We start from the raw sequence: 16451 nt of genomic DNA, 5'->3' as shown, positions 1-16451 counted from the left end.
CGGCGAAAACGAACGACGCGATCAGTCGATGTGACCTTCGCGACGGAGCTGCTCGGCGTCGGCGTTGTCGTAGCGCCACTCGACGTTTGCCTTCTCGTCCTGCCAGTCCCACGGCTCGGCCAGCACGACGTCGCCCTCCTCGATCCAGACACGGTACTTCATCCGCCCGGGGATGCGCCCCATGCGGGTCTTGCCGTCCTCACACTGCAGTTCGACGTGGTTGCCGCCGTTGTGCTGGGTCACCACGGCGAACACCTCGTCGTCGTCGGGCATCCGGAGGTTCCGTCGCCCTGAATTTTCACTCATACACCTGATAGACACCCCGCACGGTAAAGCGATGCGGGAACGGTGGTACCTTGCATCACGGGGATACGTACCGTCCACCGAAAATTGAATTACGGCCCGATCGAGAGTGCGCGCATGGTGATCTGACAGGGGGCGGCCATGCGGCCCCGTCAATCGGGTTCGTCGTCACCCTCGGTCGAACGGGTGTCCGCCTCGTCGACACTGTTCTCGCGATCCGTCGCGTTCGTGACCGACGTTACAGCCGATGCCTCGGGGTTCTCGGACGTCCCCCTGGCTGTCGCCACCGGACCCCGGCCGAGGGCAGAACGGACGCCGTCGAGACGACCGGTCCGGTCTGCCCACACGACGCCGAAGAGAACGACTCCGAGGACAGCCACCACCAGCGACTGGACGACCAGTGCGTCCAGAAACCCATCGACGATCGAGCCGATGACCGCACCGAAGTCCCCGCCGTCGGCCGCGGACGTGTCGTCGACGGCGGCGGCGATCGCGTCCCCGGCAAGAATCGCGATGAGGACACAGATCGCCGCCGCTGTGAGGAATGCGCCGCCCGTCGTCCGGGCGGTCGTCCACATCGAGCGCGTCAGCCCATAGACGAGTCCGATCAGCCCCAGGGCGACCGCCGGGACCACCCAGACGAGCAGGTCGAGCGTCCCAACGATCGCTCTGGTGTCGTCGATGTTTCGGACGGGGCCGTCCTCGCCGTCGAGCGCGATCGTCTCAGGCGCCAGTTCGTCGATCCGCTCGCGCACGCGGTCGCCCGCGACGCTCCGGAGGTCGGCCTCGGCGTCGTCGATCCGCTCCTGATAGGTTTCGTAGGTGAGGTCACCCGCGAGCGCGTCGACGGTCGCGAACTGGATCGCGATCACCGCCTCGGTGACCGCCGGTTCCTCGTCCGCGGTCGCCTCCGCGACCGCCGGTTCGATGTCGGCCTTCGTGCGCTCGGCCAGCGCCTCGCGGTCGGTCCCGTCCGGCAGGGACTCCCGGAAGTCGGCGCGGGTCTCCAGATAGCTGGACTCGCTGGCCCGCAGGCGCTCGACGGTGGTCCCGTTGATCGCCATCGGCCCCTCGGTCTCCCCACCGACGTCCGCCAGCGCCGCCGCGTCGATGTCGATCGCCTCCTCGGTGACCCGCCTGGCGTAGGCCGCCTTCACGTCATCGAGGGAGAGTGTCAACACTTCCCTGCCCTGGCGGCCGTGCAGGTAGCCGTACATCCCCTCGATCGTGTCGTCGATCCGCGCCGGACCGAACGCCTCGGCGACCGCTGACTCGGCAAAGGCCTCCCGATCGAACGGGCGAACCTCGATCCCGGGCGGCGTCGTCTCGGGGACCGGATCGCTGCCCTCAGCTAGTCGTTCGCGGACGGTCGTGACGAAGGGTGCCCGGATCTCCTCGTAGCGGTCATCGGCGGCGATCGTCCCGGTCACGTACCCGGAGTCGAGGACCGTCCGCTCGGCGGCCACGAGCGTCGACCCACCGGCCACTGCCCCGACCAGGAGCACGCCGAGGACGGCCAGCGCGATCGTGGTCCGGTCCACGGGCATTCACTCCGATCCGTCCGGCGTTTTATCTCGTGCCCGTGAGTGATCCGTTCGTATCCAACTCATGTTTGTAAATAACGTGTGACACGCTATTGACGCCCACGGCGTAAATCGCTGGTGGCCGAAGTTGGCGGGTCCTCCCGAGGTCGACGGCGAACAAGCCAGTACCGTGGAGTTCGCGTTTCACGACCCGAGATTGAACTCACTCGTTCCCGTTCGCTCGCTCACCTCCCACTCGCTGCTCAAATCTCCGTTTCGCTTCTCTTCAGCGCGGACCGCTCGCTGTCGCTCACGGTCTCTTGCGCTGAAGAGAAGCGTCCGGACGGAGATTTGAACTCCGGTCCCTGGCTCCGCAAGCCAAGAGGATAGTCCACTACCCTACCCGGACTCGATTCATCCTTTCGCGGTGCCGGATAAAGGGGTTACGGTTCGACCACCTGCGGGCTGTAAGCGATCAAAACAAACACCTGTTTGATACTACGAAGTATCCTTTAGACAAGGACTCGTTCGACCGAGTATGAACCGACGACAGTTCCTCGAATCGACGGCGACAGCGGGAACAGTTGGTCTCCTCGCAGGCTGTCTGAACAGCGAGGCCTCCGAGAACGAGTCGACCACAGAGAACGGCAGCGAGACGGCCACAACAGACGAAAACACTCCGACGACTGACGAACCGACCGAAACCGAGACAGCCACGTCGACTCCCGACGACACGACAACCGAAACCACCGACGACGGCGACTCAATCGGCGAAGGCACGACCACTGAACCGGATCGTTCCGGAGAAGGCAGTTGGGCCAACAGTGGGTCGATGGACGGCATCGAGTTCGAGTTCAGTTCCGAAGCTCCGGCATGTGGTCAGGAACGCAACGAAACGGACATCGAGTTCGACACCGACACTGGCGAGGTCCTCGTCGAGGGCATCATCAGCGGCAGTGACCTCTGTAAGCGTGCGCAATTAGCCGATCTCATGTACGACCGCGAGGAGAGCCACCTGACTATCGCAGTCGAAGCCGTCGACCGCGAGGATGTCGAGGCGTGTGCCCAGTGCATCGCTGAAATAGCCTACAAAGGACGGTTCTCCTTCGAGGAAGAGATTCCCGAGAGCGCTTCGGTCAACCACAACGGCCACGGTGTCGCAAGTGCCGCCCATGGCTCGGTCAGTGCCGATCCCCCGAGTGAGACGACCGACGAGTGACGAGCCGGAAAACCGCACGACAGCAGTCCTACGCCGGCCGACGACAATACTTAAACGGACCGCTACCGTGCCCATCGGTACACAGATGGGTGCGATCGAAGACGTTTTCGAGGACCTCGATACCGACGTCTCCGAGGAGGCGTTCCGCGAGGCGGTCGAGGAGAAAGTCGAACAGATGGGGGGGCTAGCGGACGAGGAAACGGCGGCGATGCTCGTCGCTCACGAGTTGACCGAGGACGAGGTCGAGACCATCGCCGACCTCGAAGCCGGGATGGAAGAGGTCCAGTTCCTCGCGAAAGTGCTCTCGGTCGGCGAGTTGCGGACGTTCGAGCGCGACGGGGAGAGCGAGGACGGCCGAGTGATCAACGTCGAGGCTGCCGACGAGACTGGATCGGTCCGCTTGACCTTCTGGGACGAACAGGCCGTCGCGATCGACGAGGGTAAACTCGAAGTCGGGGATGTCCTCCGGATCCAGGGCCGACCACAGGACGGCTACAGCGGTCTGGAGATCAGCGTCGACAAGGCCGAACCCGACGACGAGGCGACGATCGACGTCGAGCCCGGCGACGGCGAGACGATCGAGGCACTCACGCTCGGTCAGTCGAACGTTTCCGTCCGCGGGGTGGTACTGGACACTGAGGGGATCCGGACGTTCGAACGCGACGACGGTTCGGAGGGGCGGGTGGCCAACCTGGCGATCGGCGACGAGACCGGACGCGTCCGGGTGACACTCTGGGACGAGCAGGCCAACACCGTCGAAGAAGTCACCGCAGACGATACCGTCGAGATCGTCGACGGATACGTCCGCGAGCGCGACGGCGATCTGGAGGTCCACGTCGGGGAAGAAGGCGCCGTCGAGCAACTGACGGACGCAGACGTCGAGTACGCTCCCGAGACGACTCCCATCGATGAGGTGAAGATCGACAAGACGGTCGACATCGGCGGGGTCGTCCGCTCGACGGATCCCAAACGGACGTTCGACCGAGACGACGGCTCGGAAGGACAGGTCAAGAACGTCCGTATTCAGGACGACACGGGTGATATCCGGGTCGCGCTGTGGGGTGAGAAGGCCGACCGCGAACTCGCGCCAGGCGACGAAGTCGTCTGTGCAGACGTCGAAATCCAGGACGGGTGGCAGGATGACCTGGAGGCCTCGGCCGGTTGGCAGTCGACAGTCGTCGTCCTCGAAGACGGTGCATCGATGGCGTCCGCGGCCGACGCGACGACCGATTCGGACGTCGGTGACGACGGCGCGACCGGATTGTCAGACTTCGCCGACGAGAGCGGTGACGCTTCCGAGAGTGCGACCACCGAGGACAGTACAGACGACGGAACGCAGGTCGAGTTCACCGGGACGGTCGTCCAGACGGGTGATCCGGTGATCGTCGACGACGGCGAAGAGACCGTCACCGTCGAGACGAACGAGTCGGTGCGGCTGGGCGAGGAAGTGACAGTCCGCGGGCGACGGCGCGAGGGCGACATCGAGGCCGAAGAACTGTTCTGAGACGATCGAGTCACTCGATCGGGACGTTCCCGCGAGCGTGAGGAAACTCTTAAGACCCAAACCGCCCCCGTGTGGCGTATGAGCGTCGAGTTACCGTTCGCCCCGGTCGATTCGATCATCCGGCGTAACGCCGACGGGTTGCGGGTGAGTGCCGAAGCGACGGAAGAACTCACGCGCCGTATCCAGTCCAGAGGGGCAGAACTGGCCGTCGACGCGGCCGAACGTGCCGAATCCGACGGTCGGAAGACGCTGATGGCCGCGGACTTCGGAGTGGGGACCGTCCCCGAGAAGGACGCCCTCGAGTTACCGATCGCCCCGGTCGATCGCATCGCGCGGCTGGACATCGACGACCGCTATCGGGTGGCGATGGACGCGCGGATCGCGCTGGCATCGATCCTCGAGGACGAGGCCGACGACGTCGCCGCCGCCGCGGCGCTGCTCGCCGAGCACGCCGGACGCCGAACGGTTAAGGGGGAGGACGTCGAAGCCTACTTCCAGTTGCAACAATACGTTGAATGAAATTCGGCTATCGCGAGATCTGCCTCCAGCACGACACCGGCAGCCGCCATCCGGAGAGTCCCGACCGTCTGCGGGCCATCAAACGGACGCTCGACGACGCCGACGATGTCGAGTACGTGGCGGCCGACGCGGCGACGAAGGCCGAGGTCGCGTCCGTACACGACGGCGAATACGTCAGGTCGGTCCGACAGTTCTGTGCGGACGGCGGCGGTAACTGGGATGCCGATACGGTCGCCGTCGAGGAGACCTGGGACGCCGCGATGGCCAGTGCGGGTCTGGCCGCTTGGGCGGCTGAAGCGGCGCTGGACGGCGCCAACGGCGCCGAGACCCCGTTCTCACTGGGGCGGCCGCCGGGCCACCACGCCGTCGCCGACGACGCGATGGGCTTTTGTTTCGTCAACAACGTCGCCGTCGCGGCCGAGCGTGCTCTCTCGGAACGAGACGTCGAGCGAGTGGCCATCCTGGACTGGGACGTCCACCACGGCAACGGAACCCAGGACATCTTCTACGACAGGGGAGACGTCTACTACGCCTCGTTCCACGAGGAAGGGCTCTATCCAGGGACCGGAGATATCAGCGAGTCCGGCGAAGGGGAGGGCCAAGGGACGACGTTGAACGTCCCGTTCCCGCCAGGCTGTGGCAACGCCGACTATCTCGCGGTATACGATCACGTGGTTGAGCCCGAGTTCGAAGCGTTCGCTCCGGACCTCCTGCTCGTGAGTGCCGGCTTCGACGCCCACGAACAGGACCCCATCTCACGGATGCTCGTCTCGACGGCCGGGTACGGTGTCCTCGCCAGGCGGCTGGCCGACTTCGCCGACCGGATCGACGCGCCGCTGGCGTTCGTCCTCGAAGGTGGCTACGGTCTCGAGACTCTCTCCTCCGGCGTCCGTGAGGTCCACGAGGTTCTCGGCGGTCGTGATCCGGAACCGGTCGAGGAAGAGCCGAGTGAGGACGGCCGCAACGTTCGTGACGCGCTTCAATATCAGGGTTTCGGATCACAGTAAGCCGCGAATTCGCGACCAAACTCGTCGGCGAGATCCGCGACAGATTCACCGATCAACACGTCGTAATCGTCCGTTAGCGCCCTCTCGACGGCCGTACCAAGTGCCACGTCGAAGACTGCGTCACTCCGGAGCAGGGCCTCCGGGGCCCGGAACTCGCGTTCGCGTTCGACCACGTACCGATCCCCCGCAACGAACGGACCGTACGCCTCGTCGTCGCAATAGGCGTCGTAAAAGCCCTCAGCGTGGTCGCGGACGTGGACCGGCGGCCCCTCGTGACGTTCGACTGTCGGACGCTCGGCGACCGCCAGTTCCGCCAGCAGGACGGCCCGTTCCTCGGCGAACGCGGTAGCGCGGAGCACGTCGAAACCGTGACGATCGAGCAGGCCGACGATGCCGTTCAGGGACTTCTCGAGTTGCGGGTAGAGGTCGTCCTCGACGAGATCCGGCGTCTCGAACGTGATCGCGACGGGCGTCGTCCCGCGATGATCGAAGAACGAACGGACCGTGGCGGGCGAAAGTGGATCAGGTTCGGACGGTTCGAACAGTGACTCCCGAGGGTCGGCGAACAACTCGCGGGCGTAGTGCTGGAAGATAGCGAGGTTTTCCGACGAGAGTGCGGCTGCGACGTTCCGTGCGGGATCGGTCGGATCGATCACTACGAGGTCGTCCTCGAAGGTGGCCTCGCCGTGGGACTCCGGATCGAACCGGACGGGAGGATGCCAGTCGGCGCCAGCCTCGACCAGCGGCAAAAAGCCGCCGTGTTCGAGGACGAGTAGCTCGGTTAGATACCCCGAAAACCCGCGCGTCCGGAGATCGCTACCGTAGACGCCGATCCCCTTCAGGAAGGCCTTGCAGAGCCGGACATCCGCAGTGAGATCGTCGTCGAGACGGGATTCGAGATATCGAGTGTGGAACGGGGTTCGATCGACAGCCGACTGGATCTCCGTTGCATCTTCGACGGCGTAACACGGTACCAGATCGACGTCATAGCCGTCGATCTCCCCGACTACGTAGGGGTGTTCGGCGTACTCTTCGTGTCCCTCGTGGAGCACAGCGTGACCGATGTCGAGTCCTACCGATTCGAGGGTTTCGCGATCGATGTCGGGCGCGAATCGGACGAAGACGTCAACATCGCGATCGCCGGCGATCCAGGTGTCCCTGGCGGTGCTGCCGACGAGCATCACGTCGGCCTCGAGATCGCGGGCGTCGATCGCGCTCTCTGCACGTTCGATGACGGTCTCGGCGACATGGCGGAGGGAACGGCGTTCCTCGGCGTCGGGGTCGACGCGTTCGCGGACCGACTTGAGAACCGACGTGACCGCGTCGCTCATGTGTCGAGTGATTCGGCAGGGACGGGAAAGCGTATCGGTGCGATGTGATCGCCGTCGGGCGTCCGGCTCGAAACGAAAGCCCTATCAAATAACTCCGATTACCTCGGGATGCCTGCCGCCGTAGCTCAGATGGTAGAGCACCACGCTGTTAACGTGGTTGTCCCAGGTTCGAGTCCTGGCGGCGGCGTCGTTCTATCGCGAACAAGACGGTGAGCATAGCGAGGGTGAACGAAGTGAGCCCTCGATGCGAGCAGTGAAACCGCGAGCGAAGCGAACCGTCCGTGAGCGATGTGGACGAGATCAGCCAGGACTCGAGCAGACGAGTCGCAGGCCCGGAACGGCCGAACGAAGTGAGGCCGTATGCCCGGAACGTCTCGGCGAGTTCGAGTCCTGGCGGCGGCGTAAAATCGCTCAGCGATTTTCCGGCCCACGAGAACTGCAGAGCAGTTCTCGGGACGGCGCTTCTCGATTCTCTTGTGAGGGGTTTCATCGCCGAGCAACAGCGACATCGATATGCGGCGCAACCCCAGGATTCGAGCCCGGCAGTCGCAGCCCGCACAACCGAGCGGCGCGAGGTGAGCAGGACCGTCTGCAGACGTTCGAGTCCTGGCGGCGGCGTCCTTCTATCGCGAACCGTCCGTGAGCGTGCGGACGAGATCCGCCAGGACTCGTGCAGACGAGTCACAGCCACAATGGAGCGAAGCGAACGAGCTCGCAGTGGCCCGCGAGAAGAAGCCCTGAGGCAATGAAACCGCATGCTGGGAATGTTCTCGCGAGTCAGAGTCCTGATAGCGGTTTCGTAACGGACTCTCGAACCGTTTCGAACATCGCAACCCGCTCGAATACGTCGCTTCTATCAATCCCACCCGTGCTGGCGAAGACGGTACAATTTAGTTAACCGACGAGATATGATCGAATAAGGGCCCGTATCTCAGTCTGGTTAGAGAGAGCGGCTCATAACCGCTTCGTCCTTGGTTCAAATCCGAGCGGGCCCATCCAGATTTTGCAGGTTTTGTGGCCGACGATTTCAATAGGTAGACGGTGTATATCGCCGATTCTATGATTTTGAGCAGTGAAACGGATCGGTGGTTCGGGTAGAGTTCAACCATGCGATGGAAGGATACGGCTGCAGTCGGGCGGTTTTGAATGGTCGAAGGGTGTTTTCATGACTTATCAGAGGTGGTGCTCTTCTTATATCCCAAATTTGGTGCGGGTGTTTTCAAACGATATCATAGTTCTTTGAGCCAGAGACGGGCGAGCCGCGTGAATTCTTCAGGGCACTCGCTAAATATACATATATTTGTAAAATTATTGAGCCCGGAATAGGGGTACAACTTTCTAATACCAGACTCGAGGACTGTTCACTTTCACCGTGGTTGCCGTACGTTATTGTACCCCCGCCATCAGGTTATAGTTATGACGAAGCTTCTCCATCTAAGTGATACCCACCTCGGCAATCGACAATACGGAAGCGATACCCGCAGAGACGACTTCACTCGCGCTTTCGAGGGCGCTATTGACCGAGCGCTTGAAGAGGACGTCGATGCCGTCATTCATACCGGTGACTTGTTCCATCGCCGTACACCGTCGCTTCCCATCGTCACAGACTGTATCGAGATTCTCAGAAAACTGGCCGATGCGGACATTCCCTTCTATGGTATCGTCGGGAATCATGACCGGAAAATGGACCAACAATGGTTGGACCTCATTCGCGAAACAGGGACGGCAGAGCGACTTGATCAAACACCGACGATGGTGAACGGTGACGTCGCCCTCTACGGCATTGACGCCGTCACGAGCCCAGCTTGGCACGCAGCAGACTTCACTCTCGAAGACTCTCCTAACCCGGACGCGTTCCGGCTACTGGGTATGCACCAACTTTTCGAGCCACTCGTCCCCGAATTCTATGCAGATCACGACTTGGCTGACGTCCTCGATCGAGTGAATATCGACATTGACGCAATCGCCCTCGGTGACTACCACAAGACGGAGAGCAGTATCGTCGAGGGTGTCCCCGCGTGGTATGCCGGTTCGACCGAACGCTGTGCGACAGACGAAATCGAGCCGCGTACCGTCAGTCTTCTCGAAATTGAAGACGGAGACCTCGAACGCCGGGAACTCGAACTCGACACCCGAGAATTCGAATCGATCCGCATCGAATTTGACGAGGGTGATAGTCACGGATATGCCCGCGACGAATTGGATCGCCACCAGCTTGATGACAAGGTTGCCATCGTGACGCTCACCGGTGAGCGGACACCAGTCACGTCAAGCGACGTGTACGATATGGCGGTGGACAAGGGCGCAGCTGTCTGCAAAGTGGATGATGATCGCGGTCGCAGACAACTCGACTTGGACGGAGGGCCGCAGGGAGACATCCAAAGCGCGGATAAACTCATCGAGGAGAAGCTTGCTGATCAGCATCTGAGTGAGATTGCCACTGAAGTCGAAGAGCGCGTTCGCACGGACGACAATCTCGCTCAGACAGCCATCGACGACACCATGGAAGAACTCATCCGTGAAGCGCAGGCAGACGCTTTCGACGAGCGTGATACCGAACTTGAGCTTGGCGAGACCGCCGAGGAGGTGAACGGGGAATGAAGATCAAAGCGCTCACACTGCAGAATATCCGGAGCTACGAGGACCAGACTGTCGAGTTTCCGGATGGGACGATTCTGATCCGGGGTGACAATGGTGCTGGGAAAACCTCTCTTCTGATGGGGATCTTCGGCGGGCTGTTCCTATCGAAGATCCGGAACGTCGGAACGAACGACTTCAATCTGGATGATCTGGTACGGCGTGGTGAAGATAAAGGGACCGTAAAGCTGGTCTTCGAAATCGATGGATCGGAATTCACCGTGACCTGGGAGTTGCACACGACAGGTTCCCAAAATAGTGCGACACTGGATTCAGAGTCGTTTTCGGACCCAGTAACCGGTATTACGGACGTCCGGGAAGAGGTGATCGGCCTACTCGGCATGGACGAAGAGGACTTCTCCAGTTCTGTCTACGTCAAGCAGGGTGAAATCGACCGTCTCATTGAGGCTGGTGATCGTGCTGAGATGATCGACAGTCTCCTCGGATTAGACGAACTCGACGAGCACATCGAACGGATGAAACTCGCACGTCGCGGTGCCGGTCGAGTTCAAGAACGGAACAAAACGAGTCGAGAGAACTACGAGGAGGACCTTGACAACATCGAGAAAACAGAAGCTGAGCATGAGGACGAGATCCACTCCCTCACTGACGATATTGCCGATCTTGAAGCAGATATCGAAGATATCGAGTCCTTCATTGACGAACTCAAAGACCACCAAACCAGCATCGAGAGCGATATCGAGGACTACGAAGACCTGCAGGAGCGCAAGACGGAGAAACAGGAGCAGATCGAGGAGGTTCAAGCGAAGCGGGCCGACCAACAGTCGATTATCGATGAAAGTGAGGCCACCATCGAGGAGGCACAAGACGAGATCGACACGCTCGAAAGTGACATCGAAACCCTCGATTCAGAGGTCGAATATGACTTGACTTCTGCAGAGAGCGCCGCAGACGCGAACGAGGCCGTGCAGGAAGCCGTTATGGAGGCGACAACGGAACGCAACGATTGCGAAAACGACCTTCAGAACGCCCAAAAAGAATTGGACCGTCTCGAAGATGATCTCTCTGAGGCCGAGACCGAACGAGAGGAACTCAATGAGGAATGTGATGACCTCCAGTCCGACCTCGAAGACGCTACTGACCGCCTCACTGAAGCGGAAGCAGAACGCGAATCGCTAACGACTGAGCGGAACGAGAGTGCGGTCGGGTTCCTTCCCGCGGTTGCTGATGCTGAAGAGGTCACGGATGACCACGAAGAGGCAGTCGAGGCGCGGCTTGCAGACCTCCGCGACGAACGAGAAGACGTGACTGCGACGAAGCGGGAAGTCACGACGAAGCACGACCGAGCTGAAGATGACCTCGAAACAGCCCGTGAGGAACTGGAGACGGCAAATGACGACCTAGCGGACACAGAAGCCGACCTCGAAACGGTGCAGTCCGATCTGGCGACTGCTAAAGATAATCTCACGGCCGCCGAAGCAGAGTTCGAAGAACGGGTCGAGACGCTCACGGACCAGGCTTCTGACTTCGACGTCGCGGTCACAGCCGAGAACTTAGACGAACTTCGTGATACGGTGGTCCCGGACCTCATCGAGGAGACTAACGCGGATCTGAACGACATCGGGAACGCCATCACTGAACATCGCAACGACAAGCAGCGCTACGAAGAAGAACTCGCAGAGATCAAGGAACTCGGTGAGCAGGACAAGTGTCCGAAGTGTGGCCAAGATGTCAAAGACGCGCATATCGAAGAGGAAGTCGAAGAGCTGGAAGCTGCGATCGCCGATGCAAAAGAGTCGATTGAAGACGCCCAAGAGACTGAAGAAGAACTCCAGTCACGGAAAGACGAGTTGCAAGCGTTCCGTGCGGATCTTCTCGACACGATAACCTTCCGCGATGAGACCCTGACAGCGGTACGCGAAGAGGTAGAATCGCTTTGCGAGAAGGAAGACGAATTGCAGTCCCGTATTGCGGAACTGGAGGACACTACCGAAGACTATGAGTCAACGATCGCCGATCTAGAGACGGAGATCGACGAGCTAGCGGACCGCGAGGCCGCGCTTACCGACGAGATCGACGAGATAAACGAAGCAATTGACACGGGCGAAGACATCTTGGACGCGTTCGAGCAGGTAGCCAACCAAAAAGAAACAGTGGCCGACTTCGAGGACGAGATCGCCGATATCGAGGCAGACATCGAGGCCGTCACGGCGGATCTTGCGGATATTGAAGAGGAAATCGGGAATCTGGAGGACGCTATCAACGATCAGGAGGCTGTCGTTGACGACTGTGAGGCCGCGCTCGAAGCAGCTGAGGACCGCGTCGAAGAAGTCGAAACGGTCCAGGACACCATCGAAGATGCAGTCTCGAAATATGAGACCATCAACGAACGCCAGACGACCATCGAGCAGGAGCAACAAACTATCCAGAACGCTCGTGATCGGATTGACGACCTTAACGGCCGGCTCGCTCAGCTTCGAGACGAGAAGGAAGATATCGAGGACCAACTCGGCGACGAGGATGTCGAAGGCTTACGTGAGGACTTAGAGCGTGTCAACGCTCGGATCGAGCAGCGCCAAGAGACGCGTGATGAGTACCAGGCCGAACTGCAGGAAATCCGTGACGAGCGCACACGCCTCGAAACAGAACTCGAATCGCTGCGTGAGACGCAAGCACGAATCGACCTATACGAAGACAAAGAACAGTGGGCAAAGGAAGTCCACGATGAACTCGACGCTGTCATCTCGGTCTACGAAAGCACGAAATCCGATCTCCGGGAACAATACCTCGCCTACATCAACGAGTACACGAACGACATCTTCAAAGAGATATACAAGAACAGTAGCTACCAGCAGGTTCTCATCGAAGAAACGTACGACGACCGGCGAGAAAGTTACGAGTATGATATTCGGCTTCTCCGTGATGACGGGACGACTGAAGACCCGAGCAATGCGAGCGGTGGCGAGCGCGCTATCGTGAACCTCGCGTTACGGGCTGGAATCTACAAACTCATCGCCGAACTGCACGGCGGTAATCGCGGGCAACTCCCGCCGTTCATCCTTGATGAGCCGACGACTTTCCTCGATGAAGGGCACGTCGGGCAACTGGAGCAGATGCTGGCGACCATCAAGGAGTGGGATGTCCCACAGATCATCGTCGTCTCCCACGATGAAACTCTCATCGACGGAGCGGACCACGATTGTCACGTGACGATCGACGAGTCGGATAATACGAGCCAGATCACGATGCGGACTGCAGGGGCTGACTGATGGACACGAACGCACTCAGCATCGTCGAGGACATCTTCGACCATATCGATACGAACATCCCGCGCGATGTCACTCCGCAGGCCAACTACGCTCGCCGACTCTTCGAGCACCTCTCACGAGACGGCGGACGGGTCACTGCTCTCGGCGAACCCGCCTACCAGAAGACACGGATCGACGAACTCGGCACGTGGACCGGTGATCCGTGGGGAACACCAACCTACGGACTCGACGCCAGTACTACACGCCCATTAGAGTTCAACAACGGGCTTATCGTCGATACCGCGTACGCCAAACTCGGCGTCGCCGGGGCTGACACCGACAAGCGGATCGAGGAGGCTGGCACGGTAGAAACGGTTGTATACCTCGCAGACAGCCAAAGTACACTCCATGCCGAACAGTTCGAGGCTGATCACGTCACCGGCGAAGTCGTCCAGTTCCCACCGACTGACCGCTCGGCAACCCTTTCGAAATCGGTTGCTAGCGCCGCGCAAGGCCTTGCAGAGAGTTCCCACGTCGCCGCCCACGTTGACGCGCTCGACGGGCTCCTGTTCATCGACGGCGCAGTCTACCCGCTTGGTGTCCTCTACTGGGTTCTGCTCGATAAAGTCGGCCGTACCACGCCCGCCGGCGCATGGGACAAGCCCGATGAGATCATCCGGAATTATATCGACGTTATCGACACCCAGTATGAACGAGGATATCCGGTCATTGGAGTTGTGAAGACCTCCACCATCAGTCAACTTCTCGATGCCTTAGATGCGAAGCTCGCTGAGAATCACGTGACAAGCGACCACGGCGGCCGGCCCGACGTTCCCTGGACGCGCGACCACCAGTTTATCGCTGAAGTGCTTCGGGACGACAGCCTCGAACACCTTACGTACACGTCCTGGTTCGTCCACAAGCAAGCCCCGGTCGATGGACAATCGTTCGAGCTCTTGGATCCGTACAGCGCGGACTTGTCCCACGGAGATCCGGCCGACTACCGGCGGGCCTTCTTCTACGTTCGCCTTCCGAAAACCGGCGACGTCCTTCGCGTGGAAACACCCCAGCTCATGATCGACGATGAGCAGACCCGAGACCAAATCCAGTACAAAGCCCTGAAAGAAATCGCCCAGACACAAGACGTCCCACGGGCCGTCGGGCGAGCGGATCGGATCGCCCGGATCAGCCGCGACAACCGTGACACGATCCGGGACTTCCTCACTGCCGCCGACTACGCCCACGACTACAACTGGGACGGCCGCTGGAACGACATCGAACAAGCACCCGACACCCAACTCCAATAATGAGCGACAGCACCGACGACATCCTCGACCGCGATCCCGTCAGTAACGACGAATCGACGAGTGCCGACACCGGTACCGATGAACCCACCGGAGAAGACACGGACACAACAGGCACGGAGACGGACGATCAGACCACCGTCCCGGAAACGACAGTTCCGAATTCGTTGACTGACGCTGATGAGAACGAACTCGGACACGTCGTTGCCAGCGAAGAAATCCATGTCACGCGCAGTGAGTATACCGTCAACGCGTTCGTGAAAACTGATTGCCGGGACGGTGTCCGCGTCGGCGACTATGTTCAAGTCCCCTATCCGGGATCGGATCCCAGCGAGCAGGCCGATGAACTGTTCGCCGTCGTCGATGGGCTCCGATACGAACCCTACACGGAACTCGACGACAAATCCGACACTCACAATCGGATCGCGTCAGCACACGCCCTCGACGAGACGGAGTTCGTCCTCGTCGCCGAACTCGAACCAATCGCCATCATCTCGCCGACTGATGATGGACTCGAACGCGGCATCGTCAACAAGATCCCGAAACCCAACACGCCCGTCGCGTTCTCCCTCAATAAGGAGTACCTTCGTACCGGCCTCAATATCCCACAAGACGGTGTCTTCGCCGGCTACCTCTCTGTCGGCGGCGACCGCATGACTGTCGATGGCGATCCGCTCCCGTACTTTATCAGCAACCCCGGTGTCGACCCGGTAAGCGGAGACGTTGAGTCTGGCGAACCTGCAATCTTCCGGCACACCCTCGTCGCTGGGTCCACCGGGAAAGGCAAGACGCACTTCACGAAAAACTTGCTCCGACAGCTGGCCACGGACAAGCGGTATCCGATTGAGAACCACCAGACTGGTGAAACCGAACACAGCCGCCTCAACCTCATCATCCTCGATCCCGAAAACGAGTACTCCGAAATGCGGAACGGCAACCCCGAACTCCGAGACAAGGACGAACTCGTGCGTCGGCTCGAACGAGACGGCATCGAGGTCGGCGGCATCGATAACTTCGAGACGTTCATTCCAGATATCGGAAACACGAACGCTCCGACAACTGGTGAAAGCCGAAACCTGACGATTCCGTTCTCCCTCGTCGAGGACCGCCCACAGCTCCTCATGCCGTACCAACCAACGGAAGTCACTCGTGGTGCTCTCGAAAACTGTATTGACGCGTACTTCTCCGATGCAGATGACCCGAAGTACAACAAGTTCCTCCAGTTTCTCCGTAATAATGAGGACTCAGAGAGCCCGCTCCGCGATGGGTACAATATCGAAGACGGTACGTGGGGCGCGATCATGCGTCGCGTCACCGACGCCGCATACAGCGACGTCTTCGATCACGGCACGAATCCTCTTCCCGACGTGTCAAACGCCGTCTTCCGCGAAGGCCAAGCCACAGTTATCCCAACCAGCCACCTCCACGGCGCGAAAGAGGAACTCACCGTCCTCTCTATCCTCTCGTATATTATCGACAACAAGATCGACGACTACAACGTCGATCCCAACGTCAAGGACACGCCACTCCTCGTCGCCGTTGACGAAGCTCATAATTACGTCTCTGACCCCGGCACCCTTCGGGAGCAATATATCGTCAACCGTGCCCGTGACGCCGTCAAGCAGGGCCGTAAGGACAAGTTGGGTCTCTTCATGATCACACAGAATCCCGAAGACATCGACGGCGACATCCTCAAACAGACTAATACGAATATCTTCCTCGGGCTCCGCGAAGAAGTCATCAATAAAGTCCCTTCCGTCCCCCGTGGCTTCGAACAGGACCTCCAAACATACGGTAAAGGTCAAGCAGTCATCAAGGCTCCCGACGTTGAGGCTGTTGAAGTCAAGGGGCTCCGTTACTGCCTTACTCAACACAGTAACTGAACTCCTATATAT

General features: G+C 60.1%; 11 protein-coding genes and 3 tRNA genes. 10 read left to right on the top strand and 4 right to left on the bottom strand.

Annotated features, from left to right (window positions below; translation table 11 throughout):
- Positions 1-21: 21 nt before the first annotated feature.
- The 3 genes from eif1A to E3374_RS02725 all read right to left on the bottom strand — a co-directional run bounded on the left by eif1A (position 22) and on the right by E3374_RS02725 (position 2235).
- Positions 22-306 (bottom strand): translation initiation factor eIF-1A, encoded by a 285-nt coding sequence (gene eif1A, locus E3374_RS02735; RefSeq protein ID WP_135663596.1) that lies wholly within the window; start codon positions 304-306, stop codon positions 22-24.
- A 149-nt stretch (positions 307-455) separates the two neighbouring features.
- Positions 456-1844, bottom strand: coding sequence for a hypothetical protein (locus E3374_RS02730; protein WP_136687503.1), 1389 nt, complete (start codon positions 1842-1844; stop codon positions 456-458).
- Positions 1845-2162: 318 nt separating this feature from the next.
- Positions 2163-2235 (bottom strand) — tRNA-Arg (locus E3374_RS02725).
- 129 nt (positions 2236-2364) lie between these two features.
- Here E3374_RS02725 and E3374_RS02720 point away from each other — a divergent pair.
- The 4 genes from E3374_RS02720 (at position 2365) to E3374_RS02705 (ending at position 6075) form a co-directional block, all read left to right on the top strand.
- Complete coding sequence (locus E3374_RS02720) at positions 2365-3045, top strand: twin-arginine translocation signal domain-containing protein (RefSeq protein ID WP_136687501.1); 681 nt, start codon at positions 2365-2367, stop codon at positions 3043-3045.
- A gap of 85 nt (positions 3046-3130) precedes the next feature.
- Positions 3131-4549 (top strand): single-stranded DNA binding protein, encoded by a 1419-nt coding sequence (locus E3374_RS02715; RefSeq protein WP_136687499.1) that lies wholly within the window; start codon positions 3131-3133, stop codon positions 4547-4549.
- Positions 4550-4627: 78 nt separating this feature from the next.
- Positions 4628-5068: a histone gene (locus E3374_RS02710; protein WP_136687497.1), complete on the top strand. Its 441-nt coding sequence runs from the start codon at positions 4628-4630 to the stop codon at positions 5066-5068.
- Entirely contained in the window at positions 5065-6075 is a 1011-nt protein-coding gene (locus E3374_RS02705) for a histone deacetylase family protein (RefSeq protein ID WP_136687495.1), read from the top strand. Before E3374_RS02710 ends, E3374_RS02705 begins: the two co-directional genes overlap by 4 nt.
- Here the strand turns inward: E3374_RS02705 and cca are convergent.
- Positions 6054-7406, bottom strand: a complete 1353-nt coding sequence (cca, locus tag E3374_RS02700) for a CCA tRNA nucleotidyltransferase (protein WP_136687493.1) — start codon at positions 7404-7406, stop codon at positions 6054-6056. The two genes, E3374_RS02705 and cca, sit on opposite strands and share 22 nt — an antisense overlap.
- 114 nt (positions 7407-7520) lie before the next feature.
- On the opposite strand from cca, the gene E3374_RS02695 reads away from it, so the two are divergent.
- From E3374_RS02695 to E3374_RS02670, 6 genes are all read left to right on the top strand, one after another.
- Positions 7521-7593 (top strand) — tRNA-Asn (locus E3374_RS02695).
- 733 nt (positions 7594-8326) lie between these two features.
- Positions 8327-8401: transfer RNA gene (locus E3374_RS02690), tRNA-Ile, on the top strand.
- A 421-nt stretch (positions 8402-8822) separates the two neighbouring features.
- On the top strand, positions 8823-10007 hold the full coding sequence (locus tag E3374_RS02685) for a DNA repair exonuclease (RefSeq protein ID WP_136687491.1): 1185 nt from the start codon (positions 8823-8825) through the stop codon (positions 10005-10007).
- Positions 10004-13273 carry an AAA family ATPase gene (locus tag E3374_RS02680; RefSeq protein ID WP_136687489.1) on the top strand — a complete coding sequence of 1090 codons (3270 nt, stop codon included), beginning with the start codon at positions 10004-10006 and terminating at the stop codon, positions 13271-13273. The genes E3374_RS02685 and E3374_RS02680 overlap by 4 nt, the downstream gene beginning before the upstream one ends.
- The gene (locus E3374_RS02675; protein ID WP_136687487.1) at positions 13273-14559 is read left to right on the top strand and encodes a DNA double-strand break repair nuclease NurA; all 1287 of its coding nucleotides are present in this window, start codon (positions 13273-13275) and stop codon (positions 14557-14559) included. The genes E3374_RS02680 and E3374_RS02675 overlap by 1 nt, the downstream gene beginning before the upstream one ends.
- A complete protein-coding gene (locus tag E3374_RS02670) occupies positions 14559-16439 on the top strand; it encodes an ATP-binding protein (protein WP_136687485.1) in 1881 nt (626 codons plus the stop codon). Before E3374_RS02675 ends, E3374_RS02670 begins: the two co-directional genes overlap by 1 nt.
- The last annotated feature ends 12 nt before the right edge of the window (positions 16440-16451 follow it).

The organism is Halorhabdus amylolytica (assembly GCF_004944975.1).
Lineage (GTDB): Archaea > Halobacteriota > Halobacteria > Halobacteriales > Haloarculaceae > Halorhabdus > Halorhabdus amylolytica.
Note: the sequence above shows the minus strand (reverse complement) of the source record. Positions and strands in the feature narration are given on the sequence as shown.

Excerpts from the sequence above, each read along its gene's own strand:
- eif1A (WP_135663596.1), bottom strand. The coding sequence starts at position 306 with ATGAGTGAAAATTCAGGGCGACGGAACCTCCGGATGCCCGACGACGAC.
- E3374_RS02720 (WP_136687501.1), top strand. The coding sequence starts at position 2,365 with ATGAACCGACGACAGTTCCTCGAATCGACGGCGACAGCGGGAACAGTT.
- E3374_RS02715 (WP_136687499.1), top strand. The coding sequence starts at position 3,131 with ATGGGTGCGATCGAAGACGTTTTCGAGGACCTCGATACCGACGTCTCC.
- E3374_RS02710 (WP_136687497.1), top strand. The coding sequence starts at position 4,628 with ATGAGCGTCGAGTTACCGTTCGCCCCGGTCGATTCGATCATCCGGCGT.
- E3374_RS02705 (WP_136687495.1), top strand. The coding sequence starts at position 5,065 with ATGAAATTCGGCTATCGCGAGATCTGCCTCCAGCACGACACCGGCAGC.
- cca (WP_136687493.1), bottom strand. The coding sequence starts at position 7,406 with ATGAGCGACGCGGTCACGTCGGTTCTCAAGTCGGTCCGCGAACGCGTC.
- E3374_RS02685 (WP_136687491.1), top strand. The coding sequence starts at position 8,823 with ATGACGAAGCTTCTCCATCTAAGTGATACCCACCTCGGCAATCGACAA.
- E3374_RS02680 (WP_136687489.1), top strand. The coding sequence starts at position 10,004 with ATGAAGATCAAAGCGCTCACACTGCAGAATATCCGGAGCTACGAGGAC.
- E3374_RS02675 (WP_136687487.1), top strand. The coding sequence starts at position 13,273 with ATGGACACGAACGCACTCAGCATCGTCGAGGACATCTTCGACCATATC.
- E3374_RS02670 (WP_136687485.1), top strand. The coding sequence starts at position 14,559 with ATGAGCGACAGCACCGACGACATCCTCGACCGCGATCCCGTCAGTAAC.